A 15,984-nucleotide genomic window follows, 5' to 3' on the forward strand; every position below is an offset into this window, starting at 1 on the left:
CGGCTGGGTCGCCTATGCCCAGGGCCGCGCCGCCTTATTCCTCATCGCTGCGCAGGCGCCCGTAGATGCCGGCCTCGGGCGCGGGCAGGGCGGCGGCCAGCGCCACGGCTTCCCCGACGCCGGCCTCGGCCAGCACCCGCAGCTTGGCCAGGCGCTCGCCTGCGTGCAGGGCCTGGGCCAGCGGCCCGGCTTCGGCACGGCCGGCGTGCAGGATCGCCGCGCCCACCGGCGGCGGAAATTCCCAGGAGGCCGCGATGCGCGCCGACAGGGTGCGCGCGTGCTCGAGCAGCGCGCCCGCGAAGCGTTCGGATTGCGGCAGCGCCGCGCTGCCGGCCAGCTGGTCCACCAGGCGCAGCGCCACCACCAGCCCCACGTTCTGCATCAGCCCCGCCAGGTAGGCCTCGAAGGGATTGGCCTTGAGGGCGGGCGCGGCCAGTGCGGCCGCCTGCGCGCACTTCTCGGACTGGCTCCACAGGCGGGGCGCGGCCTGGCGCGCCAGGCGTCCGGTCTGGGCGCTGATCACCGGTCGGAAAGCGACCCGCGCCAGCAGCATGCGCAGGCCATTCTGGCCCAGCAGCATGAGCGCGCCCTCGATGTTGGTGACGCGGGTCGTGGCGCGGTAATAGGGGCTGTTGACTTCGCGGATGACTTCGGCCACCAGGGTCACGTCCTGGCCTACCTGGCGCGCCAGCTCGCCGGCCGACATTGCCTCGTCGCGCAGGCTGCGCAGCAGTTGCGGGACGACGGCGGGCACGCGCGGCACCAGGTCGGCGGCGGCTTCCGGCTGGCGCGCCAGCCGCGCCAGCTCGTCGAGAACCAGCTCCTCCGGCATGCTGCCGGCGTGGGCCACGCCCGCGGTCAGCCAGCGGTAGCAGGCCAGGTCGAGGTCGAAGGGAGCGACTTCGGGCATGGCCGCAGGCGCGGGCACGGCGTGCGCGTCGCCGGCTGCGGCCGGGGACTGTAGGGCGCAGGGCGCCTCGTCGGGATGCGCATTTCCGCCGAACAGGCGGGCAAGCCAATTTTTCATGGTGGGCAGAAGTCGAGCCAGGGCAGGCCGATTCTACCCCATGTGCCGCGCCGTCCCGCCGGCGCAACGATGGTCAGCGCGTGGGCGGGATCCCACGCCGCGCCTGGCTCAACTGCCGCCAGCCGGCGTCGTGCTTGGAGGCGGCGTGGTGGTCGGCGTGGTGACCGATTCGTTGGTGGTCGGCGTCGCAGTCCCGCTCTGGCCGGACGGGCTGGCGCTGCTGCCGGATGTGGTGCCGCTGCCGGTCGTGGTGCAGGCGGCCAGCGCCAGGCTGGCCAGGACGCCCAGCAATGCGGTGTTCAATTTGTTCATGCGGATCTCCTCGTCGTGGATGGGTCAGGCCATCATGCGAGGCGCGCGGCAGGCGTGAAATAGGCGCAGCGCTCCAGTCAATGTAGGAAGCAGCGTACATACAGGCGCCATCGGCAGGCCCGTCCGGCGTGGCGCGCGGGCCTGCTGGCGGGCGCTACGGCGGTCAGCGGTTGGTGCTGGTTGCGGTGTTGGTCGCCGGGTTGGTGGTGGTGTTCGACACGTTGGTGCCGGCCTGGCCCGCCGAGGAGGGTACGCCGTTGCCGGTGGTGCTGTCGCGTACCACGCCGTTGTTGGTGCCGCCGATGCCGGTGGCCGTGGTGGCACCCGGCGTGGTCGAGCCGGAGGTGGTAGTGGTCGCGTCGCTGCCGGTCGAGCTGCAGGCGGCCAGCGACATGGCCAGGATGCCGCCCAGCAGGGCGCCTTGGAAGGACTTGTTCATGCGCTATCTCCTCGTCTAATTGGGTTTGCCAATCATGCGAGCAGGCGCGGGCGCGTGAAATAGGAACAGGTCGCCAGTGCGTGTAGGAGCGTACGCACAAGCTTGCGCAAGAGGGTCGGGCGAGCGCTGGCCGCCCGTGCCCTCGTTCAGGCCGCCATGGGCTGCTGCCCGGCCAGCCAGGCCAGCAGTTCCGGCGCCGGCAGTGGCCGGCTATAGAAATAGCCCTGTCCCTTGGCGCAGCACTGGGCCCGCACCACCTCCGCCTGGGACGCGGTCTCGATGCCTTCGGCCACCGTCTTCATGCCCAGGCTCTGCGCCACCTTGACCGTGGCTTCGATCAGCACCCGGTGGTGGTGGCTGGTATCGGCCTGGCTCACGAAGGAGCGGTCGATCTTGACCGTGTCCACCGGCAGCAGGTGCAGGCTGGACAGCGAGGAATAGCCGGTGCCAAAGTCGTCCAGCGCGAGCTGGATGCCGAGCGCCTTCAGCTCGTGCAGGCGCTGCTGGATGTCCTGGTCCTGGGCCGCCAGGCTTTCGGTGACTTCCAGCTGCAGCTGGCCGGGCGGCATGCCGGTGGCCTGCAGCACGCGCCGCACGCCGTCGATCCACCCTGGCTGGCCGAGCTGGGCGCGCGACAGGTTGACCGCGATCACGCGCGGCGCGGCGCCGCCCAGGCGCGCCTGCCAGTCCATGAAATCGCGGCAGGAGCGCTCCAGCACGAAGTCGCCCACCGCGCCGATCAGGCCGCACTCCTCGGCGACGCCGATGAACTCGATCGGCGGCACGATGCCGCGCTGCGGATGGCGCCAGCGCACCAGGGCCTCGACCCCGGCGGCATGGTCGGTGCCGCCGTCGGGCAGCAGGCCGACCACGGGCTGGTACACCACGAACAGCTGCTCCTCGACCAGCGCCTGGCGCAGTTCGGCCTCAATGTCGGCGCGGCGCGCGGCGCGTTCGCGCATGCTGCTGTCGAACACCACCTGGCGCGCGCCGCCGGCGCGCTTGGCTTCGACCATGGCGATGCCGGCATCGCGCAGGATCTCGTCGGCGTCGCGCAGGCCGCCATGCAGGGCGTCGGCGCCCCAGGTCAGGCCCAGGCTGATGTTGCACACGACGTCGTGGCCTTGCACACGGTAGGACCGTCCCAGCGCGTCGAGGAGGCGCGCCGCGACCCGCTCGGCGTCTTCACGCGCGCGCAGGCCGTCGAGCACCACCACGAATTCGTCGCCGCCGACGCGCGCGGCCAGCTGGCTGCTGGCAGTGCCGGCGGCGGGGCCGATGCGGTCGCTCGGCGGACGCAGCGCGCCGCGGATGCGGTCGGCCACCTGCACCAGCAGGGCGTCGCCCACCGCCTGGCCGAGGTTGTCGTTGACCTGGCGGAAGCGGTCGCAGTTCATGAACAGCACCGCGAAGTCGGAGGTCGCATGCGGCCCCGCCACCAGGTGCTGGAGCTGCTCGCGCACCGCTTCGCGATTCGGCATCCGGGTCAGCGCGTCGGTGCGCGCGGCATTGCGCAGGCGGCGCAGCAGGGTCTCCTGCTCGCGCTGCACCTCGAGCGTGGCGTCGCCGACCACCGCCATCAGGCGCTGGGCGTCCAGCTTCATCAGGCTGATACCGAGTACCTGCGGACTGCCGGGCGCGGTCAGCGCCGGCGGCAGCGGTGCGCGCAGGCCTTCGCAGATCACGCCGGAACTGTCGGCGAAACCGGCCGCCAGCTGCGGCAACTGGGGCGCGACCGGGGCCAGCACGGCGTACAGGTTCTCGAGACCGGTATCGCAGGCGAGCGGCATCAGGAGGCTGGAAGCCATCGGGTTGAGCATCTCGACCGTGCCATCGGGCGCGATCTGCGCCAGGCCGATCGGTGCGCGGTACAGGAATTGCACCAGCGTTTCGTAGGCATCGCTCGGGTCAGGCAACATGCTCGGCACCTTCGTTTCCTTCGGACTGGTGGACGGGGGCGCCGGCAAGTGCCGGGCGCCAGCTTTCTACCCGATTGCGGCCGCCGCGCTTGGCCGCGTACAGGGCTTGGTCGGCGCGCTTGAGCAGCAGGTCGATGCCGCCTTCGCCATCGTCCAGGCAGGCCACGCCGGCGCTGACCGTGCAGGCGATACGCACGCCGTCGACCTCGGCTGCCTGGGCCGCCACCGCGTCGCGCAGGCGTTCCGCCACCAGCGCCGCTTGCGCCAGCCCGGTGGACGGCAGCAGCACCGCGAATTCCTCGCCGCCGACGCGGGCCACCACGTCCACTTCGCGGAAGGTGCTCAGCAGCAGCCCGGCCAGGTGGCGCAGCACGGCGTCGCCGGCCGGATGGCCGTGGCGGTCGTTGATGGTTTTGAAATGGTCGGCGTCGAAGGCGATCACCGCGGTCGGGCGCGCCAGGGCGCAGCTGCGTTCCAGTTCGCGCCCGGCCGCCTCGAAGAAGGCGCGCCGGTTCGCGAGGCCGGTGAGGTGGTCGGCGAAGGCTTCCTGGCGCCGCTGTTCGCTGGCGCCGCGCTGCTCGCTGATGTCGCGCAGGATGAGGCAATAGGCCGGGCCTTCCGGCACCGCGCCGCTGGGCGGCTCGCGTTCCGGCAGCGGCGCGATCAGGGCGCTGCCCCAGAAGGCGCTGCCATCGGCGCGCACGCGCCGCCCTTCGTCCAGGCTCCAGCCGTCGCGTCCGGCTTCGCGCAGGCGGTCGAGCAGGTGTTCGGGCGTCATGCCATCGGGGGGATAGAAGATCGAATACGGGCGTCCCACCGCGTCCTGGCCGTGACCCGTGACGCGCGCGATACTGGGGTTCCACGCGGCGATCGCGCCCTGGGCGTCGAGGCCGACCAGGGCATAGTCGGCGATGCCGGTCAGGATCGCGTTCAGCCAGGCCTCGTTCTGGCGCAGCTGGCGCTCGCGCCGCACCTGCAGCGTGACGTCCTCCAGCACCGCCATCAGGCGCCCGGCGTCGAGCTTGAGCAGGGTGAGGGACAGGATCTGCGGCTGTTTCCGGGCGTTGCCGCCGGCATGCAGGTGCAGGTGCAGGCCGTCGCAGATCTTGCCGGCCGGGCGCTCGTAGCGCGCACACAGGTGGCGCAGATCGGGCGCCACGTCCTGCAGCAGGGTCAGCAGGTTGTCGAGGCCGCCGTCGCGCGAGAGCGGCATCAGGAGCTGGGCCGCGATCGGGTTGATCATGCCGATGGCGCCGTCGGCGTCGGCCTGCACCAGGCCAACCGGCGCCAGGTACAGGAACTGGATCAGCGCTTCGTGCTCGGCGCGCAGCTCGGCGAAGTCCTCGGGCGGGTGGCGCATGCGGGTCCCTGGCAGTGGATCGGTGCCGCGGTTCAGCGCGGCTGGCGCTGCACCAGCACGTAGCGGAACACGCCGCCCGGCGCGGCCAGCAGGCGCAGGGCCACCTTGACAGGGCGCATGCGCAGGGTCAGCACATAGTCGATGGTGGCATCCAGCATGCTGCCGTCTTCCTGGGCATCCTCGAAACGCTGGGCCACCATGAAGTTGTTCATGCATGGCGCCACATTGGTAAACAGGGGCTGGCCCAGCACCCGCTGCGGCGACAGGCCGGCCGCCTGCGATTCGAAGGCGTTGTAGCGCTGCACCATCGTATCGGCGTCGAAGGCGATCACGCCGAAGTCTAGCCCGTCGAGCTGTTCCGGCGAACAGCGGTCCAGCTCCTCGGCCAGGTCGGGGCGCGAGAAGCTCAGCGTAGATACATTCATGACAGGCGGGCGCGACTTTTCGCGACAGTTGATTTGAGGAAATTGATGTTGACACGCCGCCAGCAGGTTTGTCAATTGTGCGCAGCGTCCGAGTGACGTCGATGCACACCCGCTCATGCAGCCTGGGCAGGCGCGGCCGGCAACGCCGCGGGCGCCCTACCCGGCCCAGGAGCCGCAGGGTCTCAGGCTTCGCCGGCGGACGCCGCTGACGGCTCTTCTTCTTCTTCTTCCTCCGCGCCCTCGTCGTCTTCCTGCGGCGCCAGGTCTTCCGGCGCGATATCGATGGCGCGCAGTCCCGGGTCGCCGGCGAATTCCTCGAATACCCAATCGTCGTGGTCGCGCACCAGGCCTTCCGGGGGCGGCGGCTGCGCGGCATCGGGCGGCTGGGGCCGGGCGCCCAGCGCCACGCGCATGTAGTCGATCCAGATCGGCAGCGCCAGCGTGGCGCCGAACTCGCGCCCGCCGAGCGAGCGCGGTTCGTCGTAGCCCATCCAGGCCACCGCCACCACCTTGCCGCCATAGCCGGCGAACCAGCCGTCGATGGCGTCGCTGGTGGTGCCGGTCTTGCCGGCGAGGTCGGCGCGGCCCAGCTGGCGCACGGCGGCGGCGCCGGTACCGTAGCGGGTGACGTCGCGCAGCATGGAATCGGCAACGAAGGCCGTGCGCGCGTCGAGCACGCGCGCGCCTTCCTGGCGCGCTGGCGGGCGGTTGTCCTGCAGGATGCTGCCGTCGCCGTCGCGAATCTGGGCGATCAGGTAGGGCTTGATGCGGTAGCCGCCGTTGGCGAACACGGCGTAGGCGCCCGCCATCTGCAGCGGCGTCATGGCGCCGGTGCCGAGGGCCAGGGTCAGGTTCTTCGGGTGGCGCGCCAGGTCCAGGCCGAAGCGCCCCAGGTAGTCGTGGGCCTGGTCGACGCCGAGCGCACGCAGCAGGCGCACGGTGGTCACGTTCTTCGAATGCGCCAGCGAGTAACGCATCGTGATCGGCCCGTCGAACACGCCGTCGTCGTTCTGCGGCGACCAGGTCGCGCCGGCGTTCTCGCCCGGCATCTCGAGCGGCGCGTCGAGGATCAGGGTGCCCGGGCCGTAGCCCTTGTCGAGCGCCGCCGCGTAGACCAGCGGCTTGATCGCGGAACCAGGCTGGCGCCAGGCCTGGGTCACGTGGTTGAACTTCTGCAGGTTGTAGTCGAAGCCGCCCACCAGCGCGTGGTAGGCGCCGGTGTCGGCGTCGAGCGCGACAAAGGCGGCCGCCACCTGCGGCACCTGGGCGATCGCCCAGCCCTCGTCCTTGTCCCTCGCCTTGTCTTTCCCGGGACGCTGGCTGACGCGCACCACCGCGCCCGGCGCGATGCGCAGGCTGTTCCTGGCGCCGGCGGCCAGGCCGCGCGCGGCGAACTTCAGGCCGGCGCCCCCGATCGACAGGCGCTCGCCGCTGAGCAGCTCGACCTCCACCCGCTGGCTCGAGGCGGCCAGCACCACGGCCGGCAGCAGGCCTTCGCTCTGCGGGCGCTTCTGCAGCGCCTCGATGATCGCTTCCTCGCGTTCGTCCGGGTCATGCGGCAGGTCGATGCGCGCTTCCGGGCCACGGTAGCCGTGCCGCTGGTCGTAGTCGAGCACGTTGCGGCGCACGGATTCGTAGGCCGCGTCCTGCTCGGCCTTGAGGATGGTGGTGGTGACCACGATGCCGCGCTCGTAGGCGGCGTCGCCGAACTGGGCGTACACGGCCTGGCGCGCCAGCTCGGCCACGTAGTCGGCGCGGGTGTCGAAGACCTGGCCGCCGCGGTGGATGCGCAGCGGCTCGGCCAGGGCCTGGCGGTAGGCCGCCTCGTCGATCCGGTCCAGTTCGTATAGACGCTTGAGCACGGCGTGCTGGCGCTGCTGCGCGCGCTTCGGGTTGGCGATCGGGTTGTGGCGCGAGGGGTTCTGCGGCAGGCCGGCCAGCATCGCGGTCTCGGCCAGGCTCAGCTCCTCGAGCGGCTTGCCGAAGTAGGCGCGGGCCGCACTGGAGAAGCCATAGGCGCGGTTGCCGAGGAAGACCTGGTTCATGTACAGCTCCAGGATCTGATCCTTGGTGAGCGCGTCCTCGATCCGGTAGGCGAGGGCGATCTCGATCAGCTTGCGCGACAAGACCTTTTCATTGGTGAGGAAGAAGTTGCGCGCCACCTGCATCGTGATGGTCGAGGCGCCGCCGGCGCCAAAGCCTTCGCGCAGGTTGGACAGCACGGCGCGCGCCGCGCCGCGCCAGTCGATGCCCTGGTGCTGGTAGAAATGCGCGTCCTCGATCGCCAGCAGCGCCTCCTTCATGGGCGCCGGGATGCGCGCGATCGGCACGAAGTCGCGCCGCTCGACGCCGAATTCGCCGATCAGGTGGCCGTCGGCGGTATACACGCGCAGCGGGATCTTGGGCTGGTAGTCGAGCACCGCGTCGATCTTCGGCACCTTGGGCAGCACCGCCACCATGACGTACAGCACGGCGCCGGCCGCCAGCAGCACCAGCGCGGCCAGGCTGAAAAAGACCAGCATGCGCAGGCGGCGCGCGCCGGAGCGCGCGGAAGTGGTTGCGGGTGTCGAAGCGGGCTTGTTCACGGGCGGTCGCGGGCTGGGTTGCAGGGCTGCGCCGGCGCGGCCGGGGCATGGTGTCCGCCGCATTCTACTCTGTCAAAGCGCTTTCCTTCCATAACGTCCTATGCGATAGTCACGCCTTCGGCTCTGCCAAAGTATGCATTCCAGGGGAACTTCCATGCCTTACGATTCGCCTTCCAGCCCGGGCGCGACCGCCTTCAAGCCATACATACCGGCCAATGCCCAGCTGCCCGAGATGACGCTGCGCGCGCTCGTCATGGGCACCGTGCTGGGCATGATCTTCGGCGCGTCCTCGCTTTACCTGGTGCTGAAGGTGGGCCTGACGGTGAGCGCCTCGATCCCGGTGGCGGTGATCGCGATCACCCTGTTCCACACGGCGAAGAAATTCGGCGCGCGCGAATCGACCATCCTCGAGAACAGCATCACCCAGACCGCCGGCTCGGCCGGCGAGTCGCTCGCCTTCGGCCTGGGCGTGACCATGCCGGCCATCATGATCCTCGGTTTCGACCTGGAGATCTCGCGCGTGATGCTGGTGGGCGTGCTGGGCGGGCTGCTGGGCATCCTGATGATGATCCCGATGCGCCGCACCATGATCGTCGACGCCCACCGCGAACTGAAGTACCCCGAAGGCACGGCCTGCGCCGAGGTGCTCAAGGCCGCCGCCACCGAGACCTCGCGCGTGGCCGCCGGCGAAGTCCGCGAGGACGGGTCGGACGCGGCGCGCGACGCCCGCCGCCGCGCGATGCTGATCTTCGGCGGCTTCGGCATCGGCCTGCTGTACAAGACCCTGAGCGTGTCCTTCAAGGGCTGGCGCGACTACGTCAACTTCGAGTTCGCCAGCCCGCTCAAGGGCGGCTCGGCCGGCGCCGAAGTCTCGCCCGAGCTGCTCGGCGTGGGCTACATCATCGGCCCGCGCATCGCGCTGACCATGGCGGCCGGCGGCGTGCTGTCCTATCTGCTCCTGATTCCGATGATCGCGTTCTTCGGCGAGCTCCTCACGGTGCCGCTGGCGCCGGCCACCACCCTGATCAAGGACATGGGCCCCGACGACATCCGCAACGCCTACGTGCTGTACATCGGCGCGGGCGCGGTGGCGGCCGGCGGCCTGATCGCCCTGGTGCGCTCGATGCCGGCCATCTGGAAGGGTTTGACCGGCGGCCTGGCCGGCATGGGCAAGGGTTCGGTTGCTGCCAGGGACAAGGCCGGCGGCGAGACCCTGCGCACCGAGCGCGACATCCCGCTCAAGTGGGTCGTGATCGGCTGCCTGGCCATCATCGCCGTGATCACGGTGGCTACCCCGCTGCACATGAACCTGCTGGGCGCGCTGCTGATCCTGGTGTTCGGCTTCCTGTTCGCCACCGTGTCCTCGCGCCTGACCGGCGAAGTGGGCTCCTCGTCGAACCCGATCTCCGGCATGGCGGTGGCCACGCTGCTGTTTACCTGCCTGATCTTCCTGGTGATGGGCTGGACCGGCGGCCAGTACTACGTGACCGCGCTGTCGGTCGGCGCCATCGTCTGCATCGCCGCCAGCAATGCCGGCACCACCTCGCAGGACCTCAAGACCGGCTACCTGGTTGGCTCGACCCCGCGCTTGCAGCAGTATGCGATCCTGTGCGGCGCCTTCGCCTCGGCCCTGATCCTGGGACCGATCCTGCTCAAGCTGAACGAGGCCGGCACGGTCTACGTGCCGGCGGCCCAGGTGGCGCCGAACCTGCGGGTGGACGCGTCGAAGCTGACCGAGACCGCGCAGCTGCAGGGTCCGCAGGCCGCCAGCGACACCCGCACCTATAAAGTGTGGCAGAAGACCGATACCGCCGGCGGCCCGGCCGGCAAGTACCTGGTGGCGGACGACGGCCGCCTGGCCTACCTGGTCGACCCCGGCATCAACGGCACCCACAAGACGCGTCCGGACGGCACCGAGGTGAAGAAGTACGATGCGCCGAAGGCGGTCCTGATGTCCTATATCATCAAGGGCATCCTCGACCAGGAACTGCCCTGGACCCTGGTGCTGTTCGGGGTGATGATCTCGGTGGTGCTGGAGATGGCGGGCGTGCATGCGCTGGCCTTCTCGGTGGGTGTCTACCTGCCGCTGATCTCGACCCTGCCGATCGCGGTGGGCGGCCTGGTGCGCTGGGTAACGGACCGCCGCAACGGGCGCCTGCCCCAGTACGCCAGCCTGAACGAGGAAGCGCGCCAGGCCGCGGGCGACCGCAGCTCGGGCACGCTGCTGGCATCGGGCTACATCGCGGGCGGCGCCCTGGCCGGCATCGTCATCGCCATCACGGCGGGCGTGCTGACCGACTTCGACACCAGCATGGCCAAGTGGGCCGAAGCCTCGAACCCGTTCTTCGCGGGACCGGATTCGCACCTGCTGACCCTGATTCCGTACGCGCTGATCATCGCGCTGCTGTACTGGGTGGCGCGCGAAAAACCGCAAGCCAAGACGTAGGGTGGGCGGCTCTAGCGCGGAGCCGCTTTGCCCGCGGCCTGCCCGCCGCCCACGCGGTCAGCCAGTCCATGCAGCGCCGCGCCGCGTGACCTGACACCTTGGGCGCGTGGGCGGCGCGCACGCAGCCGGCGGCGCACAAGGAGCAGGAACAGCCGCCCACCCTACGGGCGGCGCGCCCAGGCTTGCGCTGGAGGGCTTAAACGAAGGCCAGGTCGTGATGCCGGACCGCGTCGTCCAGCCAGTCGTCCGTGTGCCCGAAGCGGTAGCCCAGCGCCCGGGCGCGTGCCGTGTCCAGCGCCAGCGGCGTGGCGAAATCGAAGGGCGACAGCTGCCCCGGCGCCTGCGCCGCCACCCGCGTCGCCGCGGCCGGCTCGTCCAGCACCCGCGCGACGCGCGCATGCAGCTCGAAAGCGGACAGGGCGCCATCGTCGGCGGCATTCACCGGACCGAGGAAGTCCTGCATGCCCGCCCACAGCAGGAAGTCGGCGGCGCCCGCCGCTTCCATGAAGGACACGCGCGCCGCAGCGTTGGTGTAACGCAGGGGCGCGCCGGCGCGCACCAGGTCGACGTAATGGGCCAGGCGTCCGGTGAAGTCCTCCGGCCCGCCCAGCACATGGGCCAGGCGCACCGTGGCCAGCGGCAGGTTGCCGTCGCGCACCAGGTAGGCCTCGGCCTGGACCTTGCCCGCCACGTAGCTCTCCACCGCGCGGCCAGGGTCGTGCCACGGGTAGTGGGTGTCGATGCGGCGCGCCAGCACCGGCAGGTCGGCTTCACGGTAGGTCCCCTCGGCGGTGGGAGCCGCCTCGCGGTAGGCGTCGATGGTCGAGCTCATCACGTAGCGACCCACCTTGCCGGCGAAGACCCGGGTCGAGATCGCGGCGTCGAGCGGCGAATAGCACATCTGGTCGTAGACGATGTCGTAGCGGCAGTCACGGAAGGCGTTGCGCATCGCGTGCTCGTTGCGGCGGTCGACCCGGATCCGGGTGATGCGCTCGCCAAAAGGGTCGGGCGCATAGCCGCGCGTGGCGATGCTGACCTGGTGGCCCGCACGCAGCAGGCGCTGCACCAGGAGTTTGCCGAAGTAGCGGGTACCGCCGATCACCAGTATATGCTTGGCCATGATGTTTCCCTTGTAGGAGTCGGTATATTTTCTGCAAAGCAGCAAAAACCGGCAACCGAGAAAAAGTACGTACAATGAATAAGAAATATTTATTCATGGAGCGTTCATGAAACCCTTGCGCAGCCTTTCCGGCCTGCTCGACTTCGACTGCGCCGCGCGCTGGGGCAGCTTCAAGCTGGCTGCGCGCGAGCTGCACAAGACGCCGGCCGCGGTCAGCCTGCAGGTCAAGCAGCTCGAGGAAAACATCGGCTTCGCGCTGTTCGTGCGTCATCCGCGCCACATCTCGCTCACCGAAAAGGGTCAGGAACTGGCGGTGGCCACGGGGCGCATGCTGGCCGACCTGCGCGCCAAGGTGGCCGCGCTGCAGCGTGGCGACGAGGAAGCGGTGCTGCGCATCTCGACCACGCATTCGTTCGCGATCAAGTGGCTGGTGCCGCGCATGCACCGTTTCACCAAGCAGTATCCGGAACTGGACATCCGCATCGATTCGAACGATGCGCCGGTCGACCTGCAGGCCGACAGCACCGACGTCGCGATCCGCTATGGACAGGTGACGGAGGGCGATCCGACGGTGCTGTTCCGCGAGCGCCTGGTGCCGGTGTACAGCCCGGAGCTGCTGGCGCCTGGCCAGGAAGCGCTCACGCTGGCCGACCTGTCGCAGCACCACCTGCTGGTGGTGCAGTCGCCCGAGGCCTGGCTGCAACTGCTCAACGAGAACCGTGCGCTGAAGGGCAGGTATGATTTTTCACGCGTGTACACGCACTGGGGCGTGCTGGTGCAGGCGGCGGTGGCGGGGCAGGGGGTGGCCCTGGTGCCCTACGGGATCGCGTTCGGGGACATCCAGTCAGGCGCGCTGCGCCAGATTCCCTGCCGCAGCGCGCGCTTCGAAAGCGGCTACCGGCTGCTGGCCAATCCGCACAAGGAGGGGATGCTGAAGGTGCAGCGCTTCCGCGACTGGATGGTGGCCGAGATGCGCGCGATGGAAGCGACGCTGGACCGGCGCTAAGTACGCCCAACGGAACCTCTTGCCTGCTCTGACTAAAATCGCTACCCGTTCGGTAGACATTTTCGGCATATGGAAGATTGGCAGTGTTTACGAATTGCACGGTATGTCCGCGCGATCCGGGACCGGCATGCCGCCGCGAGACCGAATGCGGGAAGGCGTCGCTGGCTGCCAGGTGTTGTCGAGTTTGTCGGCGGTGCGGGCAAATACCGGCCGATCGGCGAGCGGTGGAAGGCTGCGTTGGCACGCCTATAGGGAAGCATCATCATGCGAATGATAAAATCATATCCTGACGATCACGCATCGCGCTGTCATACGAATCGCCAGGCCTGCGCGGATCGATGCATAAGTGTGGATCCTGCCGTCGGCCCGAAGCAGATGGTGGTCAGCTACGGCAAGCTCGCCAATGAAATATGGTGGAGCGAGAACATTTCATAAGAACGATACGATGAGCTATCGATTTTGGGTCTGGCGCCAGCCCGACGATGAACGCTTTCCGACCAATCTCCCCGACACCTTTGCTCTCCTCGGCCGGCTGTATCAGCGGGCAGCACCGGACAATACGACTTTCCCCACCTTGGCCGAGCGCCTGATGTCCCACTTTCCCTGCTCCAGCGGTTCCGTGTGGGTCGAAGGGGCGCTCGACGGCAGGCCACCCGGCGCGGTCTACAAACTGGACCTGGTCTGGGACAGCGCCGATCGGGCGCGGCCGTTCATCCTGAGCGAGGCGCGCGCCCTGGGCCTGAGTGTGCTCGACGAGATCAAGGCAGAATCGCACTTCTCGAATAACAGGCTGCTGTCGCTCGAGCAAACTACCGACGCGATCAGGAATGCCGAGCAGGCATATCGTGAAGGAAGATACGAAGACGCTTTCGCCGTCTATGAGCGCCTTGCTCGGGACGGCGTCTCTAGCGCTCAGCATCACCTCGGAATCTTGTACGAGTTTGGACATGGTACGGCAATCGATGTCGACACAGCCCTGTCCTGGTATGCAAAAGCGGCGCAACGCGGCCACAACCAGGCGCGACATCATTTGGGCAGGCTGTACCTTTCAGGAACGAAGGTTCCGCAAAACTATCCTGCCGCAATCGAACATCTCACCAATGCGGCCAAGAGGCGTCACCTGGAATCTCAGCGCCTGCTCGCCAGCATGTATGCAAACGGCCGCGGTACCGAAATGGATCTGGCGCAGGCAGCCTACTGGTATGGACAGGCCGCGGCCGACGAGGATGAATCGGCTCAGCTGTCGCTGGGTCTGGCGTACAAGAACGGCGAAGGCGTAGAGAAAAACCTGGAGACGGCAAAGTGGTGGATTCGCAGGTCCGCGTCGCACGCCTACCGTGGTGCCTACTTCGCCATGGGAACCCTGTACCTGAGGGGAGAGGGCGTGCCTGTCAACCTGGTGCTGGCCCATGCCTTGCACCGGTTCGCGTCGATCGGCAATGTTCTGATGCGATCGGAGGCTGAGCGCCTCACTCCGGATGCGAGCTTGGATCCGTCAACACTGCAAAAGGCACAGCAGGTGCTCCACGGTCTCAATGCTGCGGCGAACCCGCTTGATTACATTGAACAGGCTTTCGGAGCGTGGACCAGCAGGTAAGGGCCGGGCAGGCAGATGGTTCCAGCTTGCATTCATGCCGTACAAAGTCTGATGTATCAATCAGACATCTGTTCTCTTCCTGTTGCGTGGAACCCCGCCGTGCTTGCGCGTGCAAAAACGGCGGCCCGCGGGCCGCCGTTCTCATGTGAAAGCGAAGACGCTTACTTCACGCCGTGCATCAGCTTCTGGATGAGCGGGGCCAGCAGGAACAGCAGGATGCCGCCGCCCAGCAGGATGTAGAAGCCCGAGGTGTAGCCGCTCAGTGCGGAGGCCACCGACATGCCCGACTCGCCCGAGACGTGCGAGGCGAAGATGCCCGACAGGTTGTTGCCGATACCGGTCGACAGGAACCAGCCGCCCATGCCCAGGCCCACCAGGCGGGTCGGGGCCAGCTTGGTGACCATCGACAGGCCGATCGGCGACAGGCACAGTTCACCGATCGACTGGATCGTGTACACGGCCAGCAGGGTCCAGGCCGGGATCTGGCCGACCGGGTCGAGCAGCTGCGACAGCGCGTACATCAGCAGGCCGAAGGCCAGGCCGTTGATGATGATGCCCAGGCCGAACTTGCGCGGGATCGACGGGTTGACGTTGCGCTTGCCCATCGCGACCCAGATCGCGGCGATGATCGGTGCCAGCGCGATGATGGCCACCGAGTTCACCGACTGGAAGTAGGCGACCGGGATTTCCCAGCCGAGGAAGTTGCGGTTGACGATCTGGTCGGCCAGGAAGGTGAACGAGCTGCCGGCCTGCTCGAAGAAGCACCAGAACAGGATGTTGAAGAAGAAGATGATCATCATGGCGATCGTCTTGTCGCGCGACACCTTGCCTTCGCGGACGCCTTCGACGATCAGCATCAGCGCCAGGATCACGAACATGATCGACAGGACGATCTGCAGGTTGGCGGCGCCGGCGCGCAGCAGCAGGTAGACGACCGGGATCACGACCAGCGAGCCGACGATCACGCCGAGCAGGCGCTTCGGGCTGGCCAGTTCGCCGACCGGCGCACCGATGCCCTTGAGCTGCTTGCGGCCGATGTAGAACCACACCAGTGCGATCAGCATGCCGATGCCGGCGGCGAAGAACACCGCCTTGTAGGCCGGCACGGCGCCGTCGCTCAGGCGCTCGGCCAGTTCGCCGGTGACGATCGGGGCGAAGAAGGCGCCCGCGTTGATGCCCATGTAGAAGATGGTGAAGCCGGAGTCGCGGCGGGTATCTTCGATCGAGTACAGCTGGCCGACCATGGCCGAGATGTTCGGCTTGAACATGCCGTTGCCGACGATGATGGTGGCCAGGCCGAGCTTGAAGATCTCCTGGTCGGGCAGGGTGATCATGAACAGGCCGGCCGCCATGAACACCGCGCCGACCAGGATCGAACGCTGGTAGCCAATGACCCGGTCGGCCACGTAGCCGCCCAGGACCGCGCCGGCATACACCAGGGCGAGATAGGAACCGTAGGTCAGGTTGGCGTCGGCCTGGCCGACGGCGTCGCCACCGTAGAACTGGGCGACGATGTAGAGCACCAGGGCCCAACGAATGCCGTAGAACGCGAAGCGTTCCCAGAATTCAGTCATGAACAGCATCCACAATGGCGCTGGATGGCCCATGATCTGCTTGAATTCTGGGATCGGTCCCTTGGCTGAAGTAGCTGCACCGCTCATGCGGTTCCTCCCGAAATAGTGTTTTTTAAACGATCGTTTTTATTGGAATTGCCGAATCCGGAAAATTCCAGTTGGCACGCATTTTAG

12 protein-coding genes are annotated in these 15,984 nt (G+C 68.1%); 3 read left to right on the top strand and 9 right to left on the bottom strand.

Features of this window, described 5'->3' with window-relative positions; genetic code table 11:
* Window positions 1–34: 34 nt before the first annotated feature.
* The 7 genes from LCI23_RS04700 to LCI23_RS04730 form a co-directional block, all read right to left on the bottom strand.
* Window positions 35–910 (bottom strand): HDOD domain-containing protein, encoded by an 876-nt coding sequence (locus tag LCI23_RS04700; protein WP_224944801.1) that lies wholly within the window; start codon window positions 908–910, stop codon window positions 35–37.
* A gap of 225 nt (window positions 911–1,135) precedes the next feature.
* Window positions 1,136–1,339 carry a hypothetical protein gene (locus LCI23_RS04705; protein ID WP_224944802.1) on the bottom strand — a complete coding sequence of 68 codons (204 nt, stop codon included), beginning with the start codon at window positions 1,337–1,339 and terminating at the stop codon, window positions 1,136–1,138.
* A gap of 163 nt (window positions 1,340–1,502) precedes the next feature.
* On the bottom strand, window positions 1,503–1,778 hold the full coding sequence (locus tag LCI23_RS04710) for a hypothetical protein (RefSeq protein ID WP_224944803.1): 276 nt from the start codon (window positions 1,776–1,778) through the stop codon (window positions 1,503–1,505).
* A 146-nt stretch (window positions 1,779–1,924) separates the two neighbouring features.
* Window positions 1,925–3,697 (bottom strand): bifunctional diguanylate cyclase/phosphodiesterase, encoded by a 1,773-nt coding sequence (locus LCI23_RS04715; protein ID WP_224944949.1) that lies wholly within the window; start codon window positions 3,695–3,697, stop codon window positions 1,925–1,927.
* Window positions 3,687–5,057: a sensor domain-containing diguanylate cyclase gene (locus tag LCI23_RS04720; protein ID WP_224944810.1), complete on the bottom strand. Its 1,371-nt coding sequence runs from the start codon at window positions 5,055–5,057 to the stop codon at window positions 3,687–3,689. Before LCI23_RS04720 ends, LCI23_RS04715 begins: the two co-directional genes overlap by 11 nt.
* Before the next feature lie 32 nt (window positions 5,058–5,089).
* On the bottom strand, window positions 5,090–5,482 hold the full coding sequence (locus LCI23_RS04725) for a phosphonate transporter (protein ID WP_224944812.1): 393 nt from the start codon (window positions 5,480–5,482) through the stop codon (window positions 5,090–5,092).
* A gap of 182 nt (window positions 5,483–5,664) precedes the next feature.
* Window positions 5,665–8,004 (bottom strand): penicillin-binding protein 1A, encoded by a 2,340-nt coding sequence (locus LCI23_RS04730; protein WP_224944950.1) that lies wholly within the window; start codon window positions 8,002–8,004, stop codon window positions 5,665–5,667.
* 217 nt (window positions 8,005–8,221) lie between these two features.
* Here LCI23_RS04730 and LCI23_RS04735 point away from each other — a divergent pair, with 217 nt between their 5' ends.
* Window positions 8,222–10,513, top strand: a complete 2,292-nt coding sequence (locus tag LCI23_RS04735; protein ID WP_224944814.1) for an OPT family oligopeptide transporter — start codon at window positions 8,222–8,224, stop codon at window positions 10,511–10,513.
* Window positions 10,514–10,709: 196 nt separating this feature from the next.
* Here the strand turns inward: LCI23_RS04735 and LCI23_RS04740 are convergent, their stop codons facing one another.
* Window positions 10,710–11,633: an NAD-dependent epimerase/dehydratase family protein gene (locus LCI23_RS04740; RefSeq protein WP_224944816.1), complete on the bottom strand. Its 924-nt coding sequence runs from the start codon at window positions 11,631–11,633 to the stop codon at window positions 10,710–10,712.
* Between the two features lie 106 nt (window positions 11,634–11,739).
* Between LCI23_RS04740 and LCI23_RS04745 the strand changes: the two genes are divergently transcribed.
* Both LCI23_RS04745 and LCI23_RS04750 read left to right on the top strand, forming a co-directional pair.
* Window positions 11,740–12,639: a LysR substrate-binding domain-containing protein gene (locus tag LCI23_RS04745; RefSeq protein WP_224944818.1), complete on the top strand. Its 900-nt coding sequence runs from the start codon at window positions 11,740–11,742 to the stop codon at window positions 12,637–12,639.
* Between the two features lie 445 nt (window positions 12,640–13,084).
* A complete protein-coding gene (locus tag LCI23_RS04750) occupies window positions 13,085–14,236 on the top strand; it encodes a tetratricopeptide repeat protein (protein WP_224944820.1) in 1,152 nt (383 codons plus the stop codon).
* A gap of 161 nt (window positions 14,237–14,397) precedes the next feature.
* Here LCI23_RS04750 and LCI23_RS04755 read toward each other — a convergent pair whose 3' ends face one another.
* Window positions 14,398–15,897: a peptide MFS transporter gene (locus tag LCI23_RS04755; protein ID WP_224944822.1), complete on the bottom strand. Its 1,500-nt coding sequence runs from the start codon at window positions 15,895–15,897 to the stop codon at window positions 14,398–14,400.
* Window positions 15,898–15,984 lie beyond the last annotated feature (87 nt).

The organism is Massilia sp. MS-15 (assembly GCF_020176695.1).
GTDB classification, from domain to species: domain Bacteria; phylum Pseudomonadota; class Gammaproteobacteria; order Burkholderiales; family Burkholderiaceae_D; genus Telluria; species Telluria hydrophila.

Excerpts from the sequence above, each read along its gene's own strand:
- LCI23_RS04740 (WP_224944816.1), bottom strand. The coding sequence starts at position 11,633 with ATGGCCAAGCATATACTGGTGATCGGCGGTACCCGCTACTTCGGCAAA.
- LCI23_RS04720 (WP_224944810.1), bottom strand. The coding sequence starts at position 5,057 with ATGCGCCACCCGCCCGAGGACTTCGCCGAGCTGCGCGCCGAGCACGAA.
- LCI23_RS04725 (WP_224944812.1), bottom strand. The coding sequence starts at position 5,482 with ATGAATGTATCTACGCTGAGCTTCTCGCGCCCCGACCTGGCCGAGGAG.
- LCI23_RS04705 (WP_224944802.1), bottom strand. The coding sequence starts at position 1,339 with ATGAACAAATTGAACACCGCATTGCTGGGCGTCCTGGCCAGCCTGGCG.
- LCI23_RS04710 (WP_224944803.1), bottom strand. The coding sequence starts at position 1,778 with ATGAACAAGTCCTTCCAAGGCGCCCTGCTGGGCGGCATCCTGGCCATG.
- LCI23_RS04715 (WP_224944949.1), bottom strand. The coding sequence starts at position 3,697 with ATGTTGCCTGACCCGAGCGATGCCTACGAAACGCTGGTGCAATTCCTG.
- LCI23_RS04730 (WP_224944950.1), bottom strand. The coding sequence starts at position 8,004 with ATGCTGGTCTTTTTCAGCCTGGCCGCGCTGGTGCTGCTGGCGGCCGGC.
- LCI23_RS04755 (WP_224944822.1), bottom strand. The coding sequence starts at position 15,897 with ATGAGCGGTGCAGCTACTTCAGCCAAGGGACCGATCCCAGAATTCAAG.
- LCI23_RS04745 (WP_224944818.1), top strand. The coding sequence starts at position 11,740 with ATGAAACCCTTGCGCAGCCTTTCCGGCCTGCTCGACTTCGACTGCGCC.
- LCI23_RS04750 (WP_224944820.1), top strand. The coding sequence starts at position 13,085 with ATGAGCTATCGATTTTGGGTCTGGCGCCAGCCCGACGATGAACGCTTT.
- LCI23_RS04700 (WP_224944801.1), bottom strand. The coding sequence starts at position 910 with ATGCCCGAAGTCGCTCCCTTCGACCTCGACCTGGCCTGCTACCGCTGG.
- LCI23_RS04735 (WP_224944814.1), top strand. The coding sequence starts at position 8,222 with ATGCCTTACGATTCGCCTTCCAGCCCGGGCGCGACCGCCTTCAAGCCA.